Source organism: Bradyrhizobium sp. SZCCHNS3052, from assembly GCF_032484495.1.
Classification (GTDB): Bacteria; Pseudomonadota; Alphaproteobacteria; order Rhizobiales; family Xanthobacteraceae; genus Bradyrhizobium.
The window spans coordinates 26,684-44,104 of record NZ_JAUETB010000002.1 but is presented as its reverse complement, the minus strand read 5'-3'; the positions used below and the strand labels follow the sequence as shown (position 1 = coordinate 44,104).

At 66.2% G+C, this 17,421-nt stretch carries 16 protein-coding genes and 1 pseudogene; 10 read left to right on the top strand and 7 right to left on the bottom strand.

Features of this window, described 5'->3' with window-relative positions; translation table 11 throughout:
- Window positions 1-17: 17 nt before the first annotated feature.
- From gfa to QX073_RS08250, 4 genes and pseudogenes are all read left to right on the top strand, one after another.
- Complete coding sequence (gene gfa / locus QX073_RS08265; protein ID WP_315713222.1) at window positions 18-581, top strand: S-(hydroxymethyl)glutathione synthase; 564 nt, start codon at window positions 18-20, stop codon at window positions 579-581.
- A 360-nt stretch (window positions 582-941) separates the two neighbouring features.
- On the top strand, window positions 942-1,394 hold the full coding sequence (locus QX073_RS08260; RefSeq protein ID WP_315713224.1) for a (2Fe-2S)-binding protein: 453 nt from the start codon (window positions 942-944) through the stop codon (window positions 1,392-1,394).
- A gap of 2 nt (window positions 1,395-1,396) precedes the next feature.
- A complete protein-coding gene (locus QX073_RS08255) occupies window positions 1,397-3,730 on the top strand; it encodes a xanthine dehydrogenase family protein molybdopterin-binding subunit (RefSeq protein WP_316225611.1) in 2,334 nt (777 codons plus the stop codon).
- Window positions 3,731-3,835: 105 nt separating this feature from the next.
- Window positions 3,836-4,159: pseudogene (locus QX073_RS08250) on the top strand (amidase); the annotation flags it as partial.
- A gap of 8 nt (window positions 4,160-4,167) precedes the next feature.
- Here QX073_RS08250 and ccoG read toward each other — a convergent pair.
- Both ccoG and QX073_RS08240 read right to left on the bottom strand, forming a co-directional pair.
- Window positions 4,168-5,649 (bottom strand): cytochrome c oxidase accessory protein CcoG, encoded by a 1,482-nt coding sequence (gene ccoG / locus QX073_RS08245; RefSeq protein ID WP_316225610.1) that lies wholly within the window; start codon window positions 5,647-5,649, stop codon window positions 4,168-4,170.
- A 355-nt stretch (window positions 5,650-6,004) separates the two neighbouring features.
- Window positions 6,005-6,799, bottom strand: coding sequence for a fumarylacetoacetate hydrolase family protein (locus QX073_RS08240; RefSeq protein WP_316166041.1), 795 nt, complete (start codon window positions 6,797-6,799; stop codon window positions 6,005-6,007).
- Window positions 6,800-7,759: 960 nt separating this feature from the next.
- Between QX073_RS08240 and QX073_RS08235 the strand changes: the two genes are divergently transcribed.
- Window positions 7,760-8,374 (top strand): heme-binding protein, encoded by a 615-nt coding sequence (locus tag QX073_RS08235; protein ID WP_316225609.1) that lies wholly within the window; start codon window positions 7,760-7,762, stop codon window positions 8,372-8,374.
- Window positions 8,375-8,643: 269 nt separating this feature from the next.
- On the opposite strand, the gene QX073_RS08230 is transcribed toward QX073_RS08235, so the two are convergent.
- Entirely contained in the window at window positions 8,644-9,420 is a 777-nt protein-coding gene (locus QX073_RS08230; protein ID WP_315713232.1) for a cyclase family protein, read from the bottom strand.
- A gap of 50 nt (window positions 9,421-9,470) precedes the next feature.
- The gene (locus QX073_RS08225) at window positions 9,471-10,460 is read right to left on the bottom strand and encodes a fumarylacetoacetate hydrolase family protein (protein WP_315752800.1); all 990 of its coding nucleotides are present in this window, start codon (window positions 10,458-10,460) and stop codon (window positions 9,471-9,473) included.
- A gap of 99 nt (window positions 10,461-10,559) precedes the next feature.
- Here QX073_RS08225 and QX073_RS08220 point away from each other — a divergent pair, with 99 nt between their 5' ends.
- From QX073_RS08220 to QX073_RS08200, 5 genes are read left to right on the top strand one after another with little or no spacing between them, the layout of a single operon-like run.
- A complete protein-coding gene (locus QX073_RS08220) occupies window positions 10,560-11,495 on the top strand; it encodes an ABC transporter substrate-binding protein (protein ID WP_316225608.1) in 936 nt (311 codons plus the stop codon).
- On the top strand, window positions 11,495-12,193 hold the full coding sequence (locus QX073_RS08215) for a GntR family transcriptional regulator (protein ID WP_315825202.1): 699 nt from the start codon (window positions 11,495-11,497) through the stop codon (window positions 12,191-12,193). The genes QX073_RS08220 and QX073_RS08215 overlap by 1 nt, the downstream gene beginning before the upstream one ends.
- 1 nt (window position 12,194) lies before the next feature.
- A complete protein-coding gene (locus tag QX073_RS08210; protein ID WP_315752797.1) occupies window positions 12,195-12,998 on the top strand; it encodes an ABC transporter ATP-binding protein in 804 nt (267 codons plus the stop codon).
- Window positions 12,995-13,762, top strand: a complete 768-nt coding sequence (locus tag QX073_RS08205; RefSeq protein WP_315752796.1) for an ABC transporter permease — start codon at window positions 12,995-12,997, stop codon at window positions 13,760-13,762. Before QX073_RS08210 ends, QX073_RS08205 begins: the two co-directional genes overlap by 4 nt.
- The gene (locus QX073_RS08200) at window positions 13,759-14,526 is read left to right on the top strand and encodes an ABC transporter permease (protein ID WP_315752795.1); all 768 of its coding nucleotides are present in this window, start codon (window positions 13,759-13,761) and stop codon (window positions 14,524-14,526) included. The genes QX073_RS08205 and QX073_RS08200 overlap by 4 nt, the downstream gene beginning before the upstream one ends.
- Before the next feature lie 495 nt (window positions 14,527-15,021).
- Here the strand turns inward: QX073_RS08200 and QX073_RS08195 are convergent, their stop codons facing one another.
- The 3 genes from QX073_RS08195 to QX073_RS08185 form a co-directional block, all read right to left on the bottom strand.
- Window positions 15,022-15,201: a hypothetical protein gene (locus QX073_RS08195; protein WP_316174186.1), complete on the bottom strand. Its 180-nt coding sequence runs from the start codon at window positions 15,199-15,201 to the stop codon at window positions 15,022-15,024.
- Window positions 15,202-15,548: 347 nt separating this feature from the next.
- Window positions 15,549-16,940 (bottom strand): M20/M25/M40 family metallo-hydrolase, encoded by a 1,392-nt coding sequence (locus QX073_RS08190; RefSeq protein ID WP_316174187.1) that lies wholly within the window; start codon window positions 16,938-16,940, stop codon window positions 15,549-15,551.
- 126 nt (window positions 16,941-17,066) lie between these two features.
- Window positions 17,067-17,414 (bottom strand): RidA family protein, encoded by a 348-nt coding sequence (locus QX073_RS08185; RefSeq protein WP_316192870.1) that lies wholly within the window; start codon window positions 17,412-17,414, stop codon window positions 17,067-17,069.
- Window positions 17,415-17,421: the final 7 nt, after the last annotated feature.

The following is a 17,421-nucleotide window of genomic DNA, read 5'->3' as shown; positions in this document are numbered from 1 at the left end:
CTGAGGAGGATTGCGCCATGACTGTCCACATCCATCCGTCCGTCGATAACGGCGTCAAACAGGGAAGCGGCCATTTCGCCGGCGGCACGCTGGTCTGCAAATGCCACGACCGGCCGGTCAAGGTCGGCATCAAGGGCGATGTCGCGCATAACCACGCGTGCGGCTGCACCAAATGCTGGAAGCCCTCCGGCGCGACCTTCTCGGTCGTTGCCGTGGTGCCGCGGCAGAACGTCACGGTGCTGGAGAACGGCGACAAGCTCAAGATCGTCGATCCCTCCGCCGTCATCCAGCGCTATGCCTGCACCGGCTGCGGCACGCATATGTATGGCCGCATCGAGAACACGGGCCACCCGTTCTACGGCCTCGACTTCATTCACCCCGAGCTGTTCCAGGAGCAGGGTTCGGCCGCGCCGGGCTTTGCGGCCTTCGTCTCCTCGGTGATCGAGTCGGGCGTGAAGCCGGAACAGATGGGCGAGATTCGGGCGCGATTGAAGGAGCTGGGGCTCGAGCCCTATGACTGCCTGTCGCCGGCCCTGATGGATGCGATTGCCACCCACGTGGCGAAAGCAAAGGCGGCCTGACGGCCGCCACGGACCAAGCGTACAACTGAAGCGTTCCTTCCTGAAGACTTGGTGCCTCGCCTGCCCCACGCCGGCGAGGCATTCTTTTTTTGTCGCCGCTTTGGTCAGGCGGCCGCCATTGTCGTCGGCGCATCGCCCATTGTTCCGTATTTGCATTGCAGCGGGCTGCACGCGCAGCGCTCGTCTGCTCTGACACCACACGCGCCTGTGTAGACCGATGCCTGTCCCGGTCTGCTATCATCAGTAGTCTTCCGACAACTCTCAATTGATCCGGCGCGTGCACGTAAGGACATGTGGTCCCGCGCGCGTCCACCAACGATCAGAACCAGCGACCATTGGTCCGACAGAGCGAGGGCGAACATGATCAAGGTGAAAATCAACGGACAGGAGCAGAGCTGGGATGGCGATCCGAGCCTGCCGCTGCTGTGGTATCTGCGCGACGAGCTGGGTTTGACCGGAACGAAATACGGGTGCGGCGCAGCGCTGTGCGGCGCCTGCACCGTGATGGTCGACAAGGAAGCGGCGCGCGCCTGCATCACCGCAGTATCGGATGTCGCGGGACGGGAGGTCACCACCATCGAAGGTCTGCATCCGACCGGAGATCATCCGGTGCAGAAGGCATGGCGGCAGGTCAACGTGCCGCAATGCGGCTTCTGCCAGGCCGGGCAGATCATGCAAGCGGCCGCACTCTTGAACGAGAATCCCAAACCGTCGCATGACCAGATCAGGGATGCGATGGCCGGCAACATCTGCCGCTGCGGCTGCTATCAGCGCATCGAGAATGCGATCCATCTGGCCTCGACGGGGGTGTGATCATGAACATCATCGCAAATCCCGACATCGCAAAGTCCGCTTCTCGCCGCGGCTTCGAGCGGCATCTCAAGGTCGAGAACGTCTCGCGCCGTACCATCCTGCAGACGCTGGGCCTCGCCGGCGGGTTCGTGCTCGCGGCTCCCTTGCTGTCGCGCCCGGCGTTTGCCGCCTATGAAACCGGCGCCGGCAAGATGCCGCACGGCACCGTGGTCGATCCCAAGGTTTTCGTTTCGATCGCCCCCGACGGCATCGTGTCGATCCTCGCCCACCGCTCCGAGATGGGCACGGGCGTGCGTACCAGCCTGCCGCTGATCGTGGCGGAGGAGATGGAAGCCGACTGGTCGCGCGTGCGCGTCGTGCAGGCCCCCGGCGACGAGGTGAAGTTCGGCAACCAGGATACCGACGGTTCGCGCAGCACGCGGCACTATCTGCTGCCGATGCGACAGATCGGCGCCATGGCGCGGGCGATGCTCGAAGCCGCGGCGGCCAAGCGCCTCGGCGTGCCGCCGAGCGAGGTGAAAGCCGTCAATCATGAGGTCGTGCACAGCGCCAGCGGCCGCCGCCTCGGCTTCGGCGAGCTCGCGGCCGATGCCGCCAGTCTGCCGGTGCCTGCGGTTGACACCGTGCAACTGAAGTCGCCGAAGGACTTCCGCTATCTCGGCAAGGGTCAGGTCAGCATCGTCGATCTGCACGACATCACCGTCGGCAAGGCGCGCTACGGCGCCGATGTCCGCCTGCCCGGCATGAAATACGCGGTCATCGCCCGGCCGCCGGTGACCGGCGGCAAGGTCAAGTCGTTCGATCCGGCCGAGGCACTGAAGGTGCCCGGCGTCGAGCAGGTGATCGAGGTCAAGGGCTGGCCCTGGCCATCGAAGTTCCAGCCGCTTGGCGGCGTCGCGGTGATCGCGCGCAACACCGGCGCCGCGATCAAGGGCCGCGACGTGCTCAAGGTCGAGTGGGACGACGGCGCCAATGCGAGCTACGACTCTGTCGCCTATCGGGCCGAGCTCGAGGCCGCCGCGCGCCAGCCGGGCCTCGTCGTACGCGAGGAAGGCGACGTCGAGGCCGCGCTGAAGTCGGCCGACAAGGTGATCACCGGCGAGTACTACCTGCCGCATTTCGCCCATGCCAGCATGGAGCCGCCGGTCGCGGTCGCCGACGTCAAGGGCGACAAGGCCGAGATCTGGGCGCCTGTGCAGAGCCCCGGCGGCACGCACGAGGATGTCGCCAAGACGCTGCAGATCCCGCCGGAGAACGTCACCGTCAACGTCACCCTGCTCGGCGGCGGGTTCGGGCGGAAGTCAAAATGCGACTTCGCGCTCGAGGCTGCCCTGCTGTCGAAGACGCTGGGCGCACCGGTCAAGGTGCAGTGGACACGCGATGACGACCTCCATCACGATTTCCTGCACACCGTGTCGGTGGAGCGCATCGAAGCCGGGCTCGACAAGAGCGGCAAGGTGGTGGCCTGGCGCCACCGCAGCGTCGCGCCGACCATCCTGTCGACCTTCGCGGCGGGCGCCGATCATGCCGCGCCGTTCGAGCTCGGCATGGGCCTCGTCGACTTGCCGCTCGAGATCGCCAACATCCAATGTGAGAATCCCGCCGCCAAGGCGATGACCCGCATCGGCTGGTTCCGCTCGGTCTCCAACATCCCGCGCGCCTTCGCCGTGCAATCGATGGTCGGCGAGATTGCCCATTCCACCGGCCGCGACCAGAAGGACACGCTGCTCGATCTGATCGGCACTCCGCGCGTCCTGAAGCTCGCCTCGGTGAAGGATCTCTGGAACTACGGCGAGCCCTACGAGAGCTATCCGATCGACACCGGCCGGCTGCGCCGCGTCGTCGAGTTCGTGGCCGAGAAGGGCAATTGGGGCCGCTCGGTGCCCAAGGGCCACGGCCTCGGCATCGCCGCGCATCGCAGCTTCGTCAGCTACATCGCCACCATCGTGGAGGTGTCGGTCGACGACAAGGGCAAGCTCGTGGTGCATCAGGTCGACACCGCGATCGACTGCGGCACCTTCGTCAACCCCGAGCGCATCGCCTCGCAGCTCGAAGGCGCCGCGATCATGGGGCTGAGCCTCGCCAAATATGGCGAGATCAGCTTCAAGAATGGCCGGGTGCAGCAGCGCAACTTCGACGACCATCCGGTGGTCCGAATCGACGAGGCGCCGCTGGTCACCAACGTGCACATCGTGCCCGTTGATGCCGACACGCCGCCGAGCGGCGTCGGAGAGCCGGGCGTGCCGCCATTCGCGCCGGCGCTCGCCAACGCGATCTTTGCCGCAACGGGCAAGCGCCTGCGCGCATTGCCGATCGGCAATCAGCTCGCGACGTGAGCTTGCAGCAATCACCAGATCATCGGCCGGAGCGATCCGGCCGATGATCACGCCAGAAGAAGCAGGATCAGTCAGCGCCCGTAACGCACCGAGGCATAGCGGCCGATCACGGCGAACGGCGAGGTTTGCATCACCGCGCTCGAGACCGGCGTCACCGGCACCTTCCGCCTCACCGTGCGCAAGGACATGGACATCACCTGGCCGTTCGCCGAGAACGCCACCCACCTGATGTCGATCGGCCTCGGCGAGGATCTCGATGACGCCGCCAAGCAGGCGGTGCGCGAGATGGTCAAGCACGTCTGCGCCCGCACCAACCTGTCGCGCAACCAGGCCTACATGCTGTGCTCGCTGGCCGGCAATCTGCGCGTCACCCAGCTGGTCGACGGCAACAAGGGCATCCACATGCTGCTGCCGAAATCCTATCTGTAGGCCGTCCTCTACCGGTTCACGAAGCGGTCGCGCGCGGTCAGCACGACCTGGCCGTTGGCATCGACCGCCTGGAAGGTGACATCGGCATCCACAGACTCGGGCATGGTCAGCGTCACCCGCAGCGCCTCCGAGCCGTCCGGCTCGACCTCGATCGCATCCGCCGCCGCATGGCCGACGATGGCGAGCGCCGCATCGATGCCGCTGATGCCGAGCCTGAAGCTCTGCACGGCGGACGACTTGTTGAGCAGCTTCACCGTGTAGCCGTTGCGCACCGAGCCATCCGACAGCCGCACCGACATCGGATCGCGATCGTGCTGCACCGACAGCACGGCGGTGGTCTTCGTGACGAACGAAACCGCGATCACGCCGGCCACAGCGACGCAGGCGAGCGCGAGGCCGATCGTCTTCGGCCGCACCAGCCGTGAGACACGCGGCTCGCCGACACGGCCACGCTCGATGTTGCGCCAGCTCTCGTAGTCGATCAGGCCGCGCGGACGGTCGAGCTTGGCCATCACGCCGTCGCAGGCATCGACGCAGAGGCCGCAATTGATGCAGGCGAAGCTCGGCCCCTGGCGGATGTCGATGCCGATCGGGCAGACGGCGACGCAGGCGCCACAATCGACGCAATCGCCGGCCGGCAGCCCCTGCGACCGCGCCTCGGCGGCCTTCTTCGCCGACATCCGGGTCTCGCCGCGATAATCGCGATAGTTCACCGTGAAGGCTTCCGGATCCCAGATCGCGCCTTGAAGACGCGGCCACGGGCACATGAAGGTGCAGACCTGCTCGCGCGCGAAACCGGCGAGGCCATAGGTCGTGCCGGCGAACGCCAAGGTCCAGGTCAGCGCGGTCGCCGACATCTCGCCATGCAGGACATCGCGCACCAGCCCCGGCGCGTCGGTGAAGTAGAAGATCAAGGTGCCGCCGGTGCCGAGCGCGATCGCCATCCACAGCGCGTGCTTGGTGGCGATCTGTGCGATGCGCCGCGCCGTCAGCGGCGCGCCGACGTTCTTCAGCCGCTGCCGGCGGTCGCCCTCGACGAGGCGCTCGACCAGCAGGAACAGGTCGGTCCACACCGTCTGCGGACAGGCGAAGCCGCACCACAGGCGGCCGGCCAGCGCGTTGACCAGGACGAGGATGAACGTCGCCAGCAGCATCGCCGCGGTGATGAGATAGAGATCCTGCGGCCAGATCTCGGCGGGGCCAAGATAGAGCTTTCCGTGGGCGAAATCGAGCAGCACGGCTTGGCCTGGCGCATTCGGCCCGCGGTTCCAGCGGACGAACGGCGTGATGTAGTAGACGGCGAGCGTCAGAACGAGAATCAGCCATTTCAGCCGCCGGATTGGCCCCTTGACGCCTTGCGGAACCACCGGGCCGCCTGCGCTGCGCAACGACCGTGCCGGGCCGCGGGCCTGACCCTGGCCCCTGCTTTGGCCCTGGCCCTGCGCCATGCGCCGCGTCTTGGCGTGATCGATCTCGATGGTGATGGCCACGGCTGCCCTCGTTCGCTCGGCTGATGCAGGGCAACGATAGGCGGCGGTGCCCGGCGGCTCTTTGTCGGGCCACAAACTTGCGAACGGCTGGCAGCGCCTGTTTGCGCGGGAACAACGATAGTTCCCGTCCGACAGGCGATGAGAGGCGCGGCGCCGCGAGCGCCACGGCGTCAGTCGCAGCATCCGGAGGGATGGCTGCGGCTGCGGCACTTGTTGGATAGCGCGCGTAGCGACGCTCGCTGCTCGCCCCTCCCCCGCGTGCGGAGAGAAGGCGCGTACCGGCATTGCGGCGGCGACGTCCGGTCCGATCGGCAGCGTCAACGTGCTGCACACGACGTGTGGTCCAGCCCCTCTCTCAAACGATCTTGATCGACATGTCCGGCAGGCCCTCGAGCTTGCACAAGAGCACGTCGCCCTTGACGACCGGGCCGACATTCTCCGGCGTGCCGGAATAGATGATGTCGCCGGCCTTCAGCTCGAACGCCTCGGACAGTTTCGCGATCTGCTCGGCGACGCTCCAGATCATCTTCGTGAGGTCGGAGTTCTGCCGGACCGTGCCGTTGACCGCGAGTGAGATCGCGCCCTTGGTGAAGTGGCCGACCTTCGCCACCGGATGGATCGGGCCGAGCACGGCGGCATGATCAAAACTCTTGCCGATCTCCCATGGCTTCTTCTCGGCGGCCATGCCGTTCTGCAGGTCACGGCGGGTCATGTCGAGGCCGAGCGCGTAGCCATAGACATGATCGAGCGCGGACTCGGCGGGAATGTTGGTGCCGCCGGATTTCAGCGCCGCGACCAGTTCGACCTCGTGATGATAGTTCTTGGTCAGCGACGGATAAGGATGATCGGCGACCTCGCCGATCGCGACGTTCTGGATCGCGTCGGTCGGCTTCTGGAAGAAGAACGGCGGCTCGCGGTTCGGATCGGAGCCGCGCTCGATGGCATGCGCCGCGTAGTTGCGGCCGATGCAGTAGATGCGGCGGACGGGGAAGACGCCCTGCTCGCCGGCGATCGGAATGGTGGTCGCCGGCACGGCGAAGATCGGCTCCGGCCCGGCCTGTGCCGCGGCAGGGTAGGTGTCCGTCATGATCGCAGCCGCTGCCGCGGCGCTGCCGGCGACGAGGAGATCGCGGCGTGAGGTATCTGCCATGGGTTTCCTCCTGGATCAGCCGTTGCGGCCGGCTGATTTGTTGGTGGTGGCGCGCCAGCATCGGCGCCCCGCTCAACTGATAAGCATATCCAGTATGCCAGCGCCACCATGCGCGCACGCGCCGTCGCCCTCGCAGCGCAACACGCGCCCGAAGCGATGCTCGAGACCCTCGCCGGAAACGCGAGGGCGCAGGGAAGGCCGGACCTCGACTGAGGCCCGTGGCCCGCCTGCGGAAAAAATGCAGGCGGCAGGAACCACAGGTTCAGCCGGACAGACCCGGCCTTCCCTGCGCGATGGGTGAACGTCTGCTCCGAGCTCTCCCCGGGGACCGGCTTGTTTGCCCCCGTCACCTGCGCAACCCGTCAGGTCGGCATCAGGCTTGGCGCCAGCATCGGGGCGCCAGGACCACACGGCTTGAACGTCCGCGTGCTGACAGTCGTCTTGCGCAAAAGCGCCTGACAGACCCGCGGCCACCGCTCCCCGCCTCAACGTATCGTGACGACGCGTACGCCCCTCTGCATGAGGCGGGATGGAGGGAGGAGAGCATATCTTCCGATAAAACGAAAGTTGGAAATTTTTACGCCGAGATCTGGACAGAGGCGATCGCGCTGAGCGCGCTGCGGAATTTTCGTTTTCGGCGCAGGCACGATCTGGATCATGAGAGGGGTTGCAGGGCGGTGGATCTTGTCGCGCCCGAGCCCGAGTCGCCCGACGGGCATGCACCGCCATCGGCACGCGCGTAGTCCGGATGAGCGCAGCGACATCCGCGGGTCCCCTACGCCTCGTGCGATCCCGGATATCGCTGCGCTCATCCGGGCGACGCTACAGTCGGGCGTCGAAGGACGACCGCAGGCGGGCAGCCGGCACGTGATCTGCCGGACCTTCGCTCGCGTTTCCTCGTTATTCAAACCTGACGGCGCAACCGCCATGACCGAGCCGACACCACCGAGGAGACGCCGCATGCTGATCTGGCTCGCAGGCGCCACCGTGCTTGTCCTCGCCGGCGCCGTCATTGCCGCAGGGCCGCTCATGAGCCGGGTCGAACATCCCAGATACGACGTCGTTTCGCGCGATGGCGACTTCGAAATCCGCGCCTATGCACCGATGATCATCGCGCAGGCCGAGGTGCAGGGCGCGCGCAAGCCGGCGATCGAGGAAGGCTTTCGCATCATCGCCGGCTACATTTTCGGCGCCAACCGTGCGAAAGCCAAGATTGCGATGACGGCACCGGTGCAGCAGCAGGCGACCGCGCTGCCGACGGCGGGCGACGAGACCGCCAGCGATCGCTGGAGCGTCAGCTTCGTGATGCCGTCGAGCTGGACGCTGCAGAAGCTGCCTCCACCGGAAGACGCGCGGATCAAGCTGACGGCCGTCCCGGCTCAGCGCACGGTCGCACTCACCTTCTCAGGCTCCACCTCCGACGGCATCGTCGCCGAAAAGACCCGCGCACTGCGCGACTACGCGCAGCGCAAGGGGCTGACCGTCGCCGGATCGCCGCTGCTCGCGTTCTACAATCCGCCCTGGACCCTGCCGGTGCTGCGGCGGAACGAGGTCATGCTGGCGTGTAGTTGCTAAAGCGAGCTGAGAGAGAGCGGCCTGATTTTGCAGTCAAGGTCGGCTCGCAACTGTCACCACGGCGCGCGACGAGCTCCCTCTTTGGCTTTGCCGAGTGCTCTCCTCGGTCATTCCGGGGCGCGCGCAGCGCGAACCCGGAATCCATCCTTCAGCACGTCGCGCGGCTCGATGGATTCCGGGCTCGTCGCGCTGGCGCGCGCCGCCCCGGAATGACGCGAGATCAAACGCGCCAAAACCCATGTCGTGACTTCAATCGGAGATTAGCCGCCTCACCCCTCGATGATCGCCACCGCCCGCGTCCATCCGGCCGAGGCGCGCTCGATCTTGACCGGGAAACACGACACCATGAACCCCGTCGACGGCAGTTGCTCCAGATTGTGCAGCTTCTCAAGATGGCAATAGCCGATGTGGCGTCCGGCCTTGTGGCCTTCCCAGATCAGCGCGGCATCGTGGGTCTCGGCGTATCTCTGCGCGGTGAACACGAACGGCGCGTCCCAGCTCCAGCCGTCGGTGCCGGTCAGGCGCACGCCGCGCTCGAGCAGATACATCGTCGCCTCATAGCCCATGCCGCAGCCCGAATTGACGTAGTTGGCCTGGCCGAAGCGCGCGCCGGCCGAGGTATTGACGACGACGATCTCGAGCGGCGACAGCGTGTGGCCGATGCGCTTGAGCTCATCCTCGACATCCCTCGCGGTCACCACATAGCCGTCCGGGAAACGACGGAAGTCGAGCTTCACGCCCGGCTGCAGACACCACTCCAGCGGCACCTCGTCGATGGTCCAGGCGCGCTCGCCGCGATTCATCGTCGGATGAAAATGCCAGGGCGCATCGAGATGCGTGCCGTTGTGGGTCGAAAGATTCACCTGCTCGACCGCCCAGCCCTGCCCGTCCGGCAGATCCTCGGCTTTCAGCCCGTCGAAGAACTGCAGCATGCGCGGCAGGCCCTGCTGATGGTCGATATAGGTGATGGTCGGATGATTGCCGGGCGGATCGGCGGGCACGTCGTTCTGCAAGGGCACGGAGATGTCGATCAGTCTGCGGGCCATGGGCGGTCCTCTCGCTTTGTCGTTATTGGTTGTTGTCGTCGGCAGCAGGATCAGACGTCCTGCCGCTCGACCTTGTTCTTCAGGATGCCGATCTTCTCGACCTCGAGCTCGATCACGTCGCCATGTTCGAGATACCAGCCGAGCTCGAGACCGCAGCCGTTGCCGACGGTGCCCGAGCCGATGAACTCGCCGGGCATCAGGGTCTCGTCCTTGCTGATATAGGCGATCAGCTCCTCGAACGAAAATAGCATGCCCTCGCTGACGCCACGCGAGCGGACCTCGCCGTTGACCCGCGCCTCCATCTTCAGGCGATAGGGATCGCCGATCTCGTCGGGGGTCACGATCCACGGCCCCATCACGTTGCCGCCGTCAAAGCTCTTGCCTTTGGAGGGGCCGAGCCGGCCGTCCATCTCGATGCGCTGCGTGTCGCGCGCGGAGAAGTCGTTGAAGATCGTGAAGCCGAAGATGTGATCGCGCGCCTTCGCGGCCGGAATATCCTTGCCTTTGCCCCTGGTGATGATGCCGAACTCCAGCTCATAGTCCATCACCTTGCTGTAGCGCGGCCATTTCACCGTCGTGTTCGGGCCACGCACGCTGAAGCGGTTGGTGATGTAGAAGATCGGGACCTTGCGATAGACCTCGGGCAATTCGCCGAGCGGCTCGGCATCGATGCGCGCGAGCTCCTGCGCGTCGCCGCGCTGCCGCGCCGCGAGCTTTCGCTGGCCGCGCGGCGCCTGCAGGATGTGCAGCGGAAACGACATGCCGTCGCGCATCTGCCGCGGCTCCGGCACCGGGGCCAGCAGCTCGGTGCCGCCGACGTCGCGCGAGAGGCTTTCGTCGCTGCCATGGCGCTCGACCAGCGCGCGTGCTGCGTCGAGCGCGGCTTCGCCGGCATCGATCAACGACAGCATCGAGCCGAACGCCGGATTGCTCTTGCCAGCACGATCGGCGGCCGCGGTGAGGTCGAAAAGCTTGGAATCGCCGCCATGGACGACGCCGATCCGCTCCCCGCCTTCCGCCCGAAATGTCGCAAGTTTCACGCTGGCCTCCCCTTGTGTTCTGTCTAAAAATATACAAACATATAAAATATCGATAAACAAGAGGCGTCCGAGAGACGGGCGCCCGGGGAGGAGTCAAGGATGCGTCATCGGATCATCAGTGCTGCGCTCGGATCGGTGCTGGCCACGCTTGTGCTCACATCTGCGACACGCGCGGAGAAGATCCAGATCGGCTGCACCGCCACCTCGGACTGCGCCTCGGCGATGGTCGCGGTCGATGAGGGTCTCTTCAAGAAGCACGGGCTCGACGCAGAGATGGTGCTGATCGGGATCAACTCGAACATCCCCGCCGCCATCCTCTCCAACTCGATCCAGATCGGCGGGCCGACCTCGACCGTGTTCCTCCAGGCCGCCGACGGTGGGCTCGACCTCGTCGCGGTCTCCGGCGCCTCGATCATGAACAAGACCTCGAACGATGCGGTCGCCGCCTTCGTGCGCAACGGCATCACCATCACTGGGCCGCAGGACTTCAAGGGCAAGAAGGTCGGCGCCCCCGGCATCGGCGCCTTCCTGCACGTGCTGTTCGTGAAATGGCTGGTCGAGAAGGGCGTCGATCCACGAAGCGTCAACTTCGTCGAGGTGACGTTTCCGACCATGGCCGACACCATCAAGTCGGGCGGCGTCGATGCGGTGCTGACGGCCGAACCGTTCGTGACGCGCATGACCAATGCCAGCCTCGGCACGGTCGGCGCGCGCTACGCCGCCGAACTCGCCCGCACCGAGCCGATCATCTTCTATGCGGCCTCGCGCGAATGGGCCGAGAAGAACCCGGAGACGGTGAAGAAATTCCGCGCCGCCATCGCGGAGGCCGCCCCGATCGTGAACAATGATCGTGAGAAGGCCTCGGCCGCCATCGCCAAATTCACCAAGCAGCCGCTGGAGCTGGTCAAGCTCACGACGCCCAACTATTCAGAGCCTGTCCTGAAACCCGAGCAGCTGGCCTGGTGGATCGACGTGATGTCGGCGCAGAAGATGCTGCAGACCAAGCTCGACCTCAAGAAGCTGATCCTCGACTGATGACGGCAACGAACCCGATCCTGCAGACTGAGCCGACGAGCGGCGACACGCTCAGCGAGCGCGCCGCCGCCCTGATCGAGCGCGACATCGTCGCCGGCATTCTGGCCCCCGGCTCGCGTCTGGGGATCGTCGAGCTCGCCAGGCGCTACGAGATCGGGCCGACGCCGCTGCGCGAGGGGCTGTCGCGGCTGGTGTCGCGCGGCCTGATCGTCGGCATCGGCCAGCGCGGTTTTCGCGTCGCCGAGGTCAGCCGCGACGATCTCGTCGACATCACGCGCATGCGCACTGTCGTGGAGAAAGAGGCGCTGCGGCTGGCGATGCAGAGCGGCGACGACCAATGGGAGGCCGGCATCATCGCCGCGCTCCATCAGATGCGCCGCTACATCCAGCGCATGCAGAGCGAGTTCCGCGAAGGCGCGCCGGAGTTCGATCGCTTGCACAAGGCGTTTCACACCGCGCTGCTGGCGGCCTGCGGATCACGGCGCCTGCTTGCCGCTCATTCGGATCTCTACGACCAGGCCTATCGCTACCGCCGCGTGATGATGCGCAGCTTCGAGGATGGCAGCGGATTCATCAAGGAGCACGAGACGCTCGCCGACCTCGTGCTCGCGCGCAATGCCGCCGCGGCCCAGGCGCGGCTTGAGGCACATCTGTGCTCGACCGTCGATATCGTCTATCCGCATCCGAAGGGAGCCTGAGATGGCAGAGCCTGCCCTCGCATTGGTGCAATCATCTCCCTCGCCTGCGCGCGCGCAGATCGCCTTCGACGATGTCGCGCTGGTGCTCGGCGGCAAGACGATCATCGACACGATCAGCCTGGAGGTCGCATCTGGCGAGATCCTGTGCGTGGTCGGCGCCTCCGGCTGCGGCAAGACCACGGCGCTGCGGCTGGCGGCCGGGCTGTACCAGCCGACCGGCGGCAGCGTGCGCTTCGAGGGCGAGGCGATGCGCGCGCCGCGGCGCGAGATCGCCGTCGTGTTCCAGGACTATGGCAAGGCGCTGCTGCCGTGGCGCACCGCCGCCGGCAACATCTCGCTGGCCTTGGAGACGATCGGAATGCCCTCCGCACAGCGCGAGGCGCGCATCGCCGAGTTGCTCGCCAAGGTCGGGCTCGCCGGCCATGCGGCCAAATATCCGACCGAGATGTCGGGCGGCATGCAGCAGCGGCTGCAGATCGCGCGCTGCCTCGCGCAGGATCCGAAGGTGCTGCTGATGGATGAGCCGTTCGGCGCGCTGGACGCGATGACGCGCCAGGGACTGCAGGACGAGATGCTGGCGCTGGTGGCGGCGACCGGCGCCACCGTCGTGTTCGTCACGCATGATCTCGAGGAGGCGATCTATCTCGGCGACCGCGTGGTCGGCCTGCTGCCGCATCCCGGCCGCGTCGGCCTGGAATTGAAGATCGGCCTGCCGCGGCCGCGCGACCAGTTGGCGACGCGCGAGCATCCGGAGTTCCTGCGGCTGCGGCGCGAGTTGTTCGACTTCATCAAGGCGAGCGAATGACGATGCCGGATCGCATCAAGCCCGCGCTGCTGCCGTTCGCGGCACTGCTCGTGTTCGAAGCCTGGATGCGGCTCGCCGGCGTGCAGAGCGACTCGCTGGCGCCGCCGAGCGCGATCGCGCTCGCCTTGCTGGGCGCGCTGACCGACGGCTCGCTGCTGGCGGCGACGCGCGACACGCTCGCCTCGGTGTTCGCCGGCCTCGCGCTCGGCGGCACCATCGGCCTCGTGCTGGGCATCGCGCTCGGCCTGTCGCCTATCTTCAACCGGCTGATGGAGGTCACGATCGAGGCGATCAGGCCCATTCCTTCAGTGGCGCTGCTGCCGATCGCGCTGATCGCGCTCGGCTTCGGCTATCGCATGGAGATCGCGATCGTCGCCTTTGCCTGCGTCTGGCCGGTGCTGATCGTGACGCGTGCCGCGGTGGGCGGCATCGAGCCGCGGCTGATCGAGGTGGCGCGCGTGCTGCGGCTGACGCAGCGCGATCGCATCAGGAAGATCGTCATCCCCGCCGCCCTGCCCCGCATCTTTCTGGCGTTCCGGCTCGCCGCCGGCATCGCGCTGATCGTCGCGGTCACGGTGGAGATCGCGATCAACCCGCTCGGCCTCGGCGCCGCCATCATGACCGCGCAGCAGGCGTTGCGGCCCGATCTGATGCTGGCCTATCTGGTATGGATCGGCGTGACCGGGTTTGCGCTCAATACCGCGCTGATGGCTGCACAACAAAGCTTGTTCGAGCGCGCGGCCGCGATGGGAGACCCCGCATGAAGTGGTCGGTCGCCGCCTGGCGCCTCGCCAGCTTCGCCGTCGCCGCCGGCATCATCGTGCTGTGGCAGTGCGCCGCCGATCAGCGGCTGATATCACCGGTGTTTCTTCCCAGCCCCGACCGCGCCTGGGCGGCGCTGCTGCGCGGCTTCACGAGCGGCGATCTCCTGACCAAGCTCACGGGCACCCTCACGCATATGGCCTATGGCTGGCTGCTCGCCTCCGCCGCCGGCATCGCGCTCGGCGCCATGATCGGCTCCTCGAAGGCGATGCGCATCTACGTCGCACCGACCCTGGAGCTGCTGCGGCCGCTGCCGGTCTCAGCGATCATTCCTGTCGCCATCGCCGTTCTTGGACTGAGCCAGGGCATGGCGCTGTTCGTGATCGCGTTCGGCTCGCTGTGGCCGCTGCTGCTCGGGACGATCCACGGCTTCGCCGCGGTCGAACCACGACTCTACGAAGTCGCGCGGGTGCTGCACATGTCGCGGCTCGCCGTGATCTTCAAGATCGCGCTGCCATCGGCGGCACCCGACATCCTCGCCGGCATGCGGCTGAGCCTCACGGTCGCGCTGATCCTCGCCGTCGTCTGCGAGATGCTCGCCGGTCTCGACGGCCTCGGCCAATGGGTGCTGCTGTCGGCGCGCTCGTTCCGCTCGGCGGATCTGTTTGCCGGCGTGATGCTGCTCGGAATCATCGGCTACACGACCGCGCTCGCGATGGGCGCGGCCGAGAGCCGGCTGCTGCGCTGGCAGCACGCGCGGCGCTGAGGCTCCGGTCGCACGCGCCCGGTCGGCGACGCGGCGTGGGGCGATCTCGATCTCACACTGTCGCGGAGATATCACCGGCTTGGAGGAGCGCGACTGGACCGAACGCCCATGGGGCCGATTGCGGGGGCCAGAGCACCACCCCACCCCCCTGAAAGAAAGAGGCCGCCGACACACGAAGTGCAGGCGGCCCAAGTCCAGGGAGGAAACGCCCCAAGAAGGGCTAGTTTTTACTTACTAGATCAGGAGAGTCGTGGGTATCCGGATGATACCGGAGGTTGTCATCGCGCTGACGGGTTCCATATCCCGACCGAGATACCGCCAGGTTACGCCGCCTGACGCTCCTCATACCCAGCAAATTCCGTGACCTTCTCGGCATTGGAGTCGACCCACCCTGCCATCGGTCCTCCTCCTGCAACGACTGCTCGCGGGGCGCGCGAACCCTCCTCGACACCGGCGGCACGGCACAATGCGAGCCGCGACTTGTAGGTGGCGATCTCAAAAGTCTCGAATGTTGTTGGCGAAGGTGTTCTTCAGGAACTCGTCGCCGAACATCGCATGTTCGATCGCCGCCAAGAGCGGGACCTTCTCAGCGCCACATGGTTGGTGTGACAAGATGCGCGTCATCGGTTCGTTTCCGACCGAGAGCGCCAGGGCTTTGTGCAGCCTCATCGACATTGGGCGCAGGCTCGATTGCTGGCGCGTGGTCGAGCTGGATCACAGGAACCGCGGCGGGGTGTTCCGGAGCGCTGCGCTGATCGCGCGCGCAAGGGAAAGCGGAACTTGCCGAATCACTCGGCTGGTCAACGGGGTCGTGCATGTGGCAGCTCCGAGCCCTGAAGCGGCGATTACTAATCCCTTCCGAGACTAGGCGATATCAACTGCGTTAATCCATGCGCGATCTCGCCGCGTGCGGCCGATTCACCCGCAAGGCGGCGGACGACCGTGTGCTTGCCATCCGTTCGTGGCTGCTCGATGACGCCTCCCGCACTGCACGCGGAATCGTGATGGCCGTTCCGCCGGCATCAGCGCACGCGCGCGCCGACGCGGTCGAGCAGTGCCGCACCGGTGCGGATGCCATTGTAGAAGCAGTCGATCGTCATGTTCTCGTTGGGCGCGTGATTGGCCTCGTCGGCATTCGCATAGGGAACGACGAAGGCGGGAATGCCGAGGAGCTTGGTGAAGACGTAGTCCGGCAGACTGCCGCCGGTGCACGGGAATTCGAGCGGCGTGAGGCCCTGCGCGAGCGCGATGGCATCGCGCACGATCGCGCCAAAGGGCGAATCGAGCGGCACGCGCGACGGCAGCATGCCGCCGCGCCGGATGAACTCCACCTCCGGCGCATGGCGCTTCACATGCGCCTCCACCTTCGCCAACACGTCGTCCGGCGTCATCGCCTCGACCAGGCGGATGTCGCATTTGGCGAAGGCCTCGCAGGGCAGCACGGTCTTGCTGCCCGGTCCGCCATAACCGCCGTGCAAGCCGTTGATGGTCAGCGTCGGATGGAACATCAGACGTTCGTAGTAGCCGCGATCGGGCGGCGCATCGAGATGGCTGAGACCGAGGCTCGCCTTGGCGGCATCGAGGTCCAGCGGCAGGCGCTTCACGGCAGCAATGTCCAGCTCGCTCGGCGGCACGACTGCGTCATGCAGACCGTCGATAGTGATCTCGCCCGCGGCATTCTTCATCGTCCCGAGCAGGTGGACCAACGTCCAGATCGGATTCGGCACGATGCCGCCGAGGTTGCCAGAATGCACGTCGCGGCTGGCGTGCTTCGCGCGCAGCTCGAACGAGCACATGCCGCGCACGCCATAGGTCATGGTCGGCCGCCCCGAGGGGTGCATCGGCCCGTCCGCGGTGACGACGAAATCGGCCTTCAGCCCGTCGCGATGCTCAGCGACGAAATCGGCGATGCGCGGGCTGCCGATCTCCTCCTCGCCTTCGAGCAGAAAGATCACATTGCAGGGCAGCTCGCCATGCACTCGGAGATGGGATTCGATCGCCATGAGCTGCGCGAAATGCTGCCCCTTGTTGTCGCCAATGCCGCGGGCATAGATGCGCCCATCGCGGATGGTCGGCTCGAACGGCGGGCTCAGCCACAGCTCCAACGGATCCGGCGGCTGCACGTCGTAGTGCCCGTAGAGCAGCACGGTAGGTGCGCCCGGCTTCTTCTGCCAGCGTCCGAGCACCATCGGATGCCCGGCGGTCGCGATCGTCTCGGCGTCGAGGCCGATCTCCCGCAGCATGGCGACCAGCAGTGCGGCGACCTCGGTGATGCCGATGTTATGAGCGCTGATCGAGGGATGCCGGACATAGTCCATCACGCGGGCCAGGAAATCCTGCTTTTGATTCTCGATGTGAGCGAACACTGCCTTCAGGCCAGCAGATGGACGCGGCAGGCTACGCTCTTCATTCATGATGTCGGCTTTCGGCGCGTGCGGTGGACGGACAGGCTCATGTTCGATCGAATTGGACCGAAAAGCAAATCACGCGCGGAGCGAGCCCCGCACGTGATCGATTGACCGCTCGATGCGGCGCGATGCTCAACCCTTGACGGCCGTGACCACGATCTCGATCAGCGCGCCGCCGCCGAGATCGGAGACGCCGACCGTGGCGCGAACCGGCAGGTCGTCGCCGAAGAACGCAGTCCAGGCCGCATCCATCTCCTTCTTCTTCGACAGGTCGGTGACGAAGATCTGGCCGGAGACGACGCGCGACCTGTCGGTGCCAGCTTCCTTCAGGAAGCCGTCGATCTTGTCGAGGATGTTGCGGGTCTGGTCGCCCATCGACACCGAGGTATCGTCGGCGATGGTGCCGCCGATGAAGACGAAGCCGTTGGCCTCGACGATGCGGTGGTGGATGGCGGAGCGGATCTTGCGGGTGATGGTCATCATGTCC

What these genes read in the sequence shown, in the direction of transcription:
- QX073_RS08215 (WP_315825202.1), top strand. Translation starts at nt 11,495, where the DNA reads ATGACGGCAACGAACCCGATCCTGCAGACTGAGCCGACGAGCGGCGAC.
- QX073_RS08260 (WP_315713224.1), top strand. Translation starts at nt 942, where the DNA reads ATGATCAAGGTGAAAATCAACGGACAGGAGCAGAGCTGGGATGGCGAT.
- QX073_RS08185 (WP_316192870.1), bottom strand. Translation starts at nt 17,414, where the DNA reads ATGACCATCACCCGCAAGATCCGCTCCGCCATCCACCACCGCATCGTC.
- QX073_RS08205 (WP_315752796.1), top strand. Translation starts at nt 12,995, where the DNA reads ATGACGATGCCGGATCGCATCAAGCCCGCGCTGCTGCCGTTCGCGGCA.
- QX073_RS08230 (WP_315713232.1), bottom strand. Translation starts at nt 9,420, where the DNA reads ATGGCCCGCAGACTGATCGACATCTCCGTGCCCTTGCAGAACGACGTG.
- QX073_RS08220 (WP_316225608.1), top strand. Translation starts at nt 10,560, where the DNA reads ATGCGTCATCGGATCATCAGTGCTGCGCTCGGATCGGTGCTGGCCACG.
- QX073_RS08255 (WP_316225611.1), top strand. Translation starts at nt 1,397, where the DNA reads ATGAACATCATCGCAAATCCCGACATCGCAAAGTCCGCTTCTCGCCGC.
- QX073_RS08195 (WP_316174186.1), bottom strand. Translation starts at nt 15,201, where the DNA reads ATGTCGATGAGGCTGCACAAAGCCCTGGCGCTCTCGGTCGGAAACGAA.
- QX073_RS08200 (WP_315752795.1), top strand. Translation starts at nt 13,759, where the DNA reads ATGAAGTGGTCGGTCGCCGCCTGGCGCCTCGCCAGCTTCGCCGTCGCC.
- QX073_RS08235 (WP_316225609.1), top strand. Translation starts at nt 7,760, where the DNA reads ATGCTGATCTGGCTCGCAGGCGCCACCGTGCTTGTCCTCGCCGGCGCC.
- gfa (WP_315713222.1), top strand. Translation starts at nt 18, where the DNA reads ATGACTGTCCACATCCATCCGTCCGTCGATAACGGCGTCAAACAGGGA.
- QX073_RS08240 (WP_316166041.1), bottom strand. Translation starts at nt 6,799, where the DNA reads ATGGCAGATACCTCACGCCGCGATCTCCTCGTCGCCGGCAGCGCCGCG.
- QX073_RS08210 (WP_315752797.1), top strand. Translation starts at nt 12,195, where the DNA reads ATGGCAGAGCCTGCCCTCGCATTGGTGCAATCATCTCCCTCGCCTGCG.
- QX073_RS08190 (WP_316174187.1), bottom strand. Translation starts at nt 16,940, where the DNA reads ATGAATGAAGAGCGTAGCCTGCCGCGTCCATCTGCTGGCCTGAAGGCA.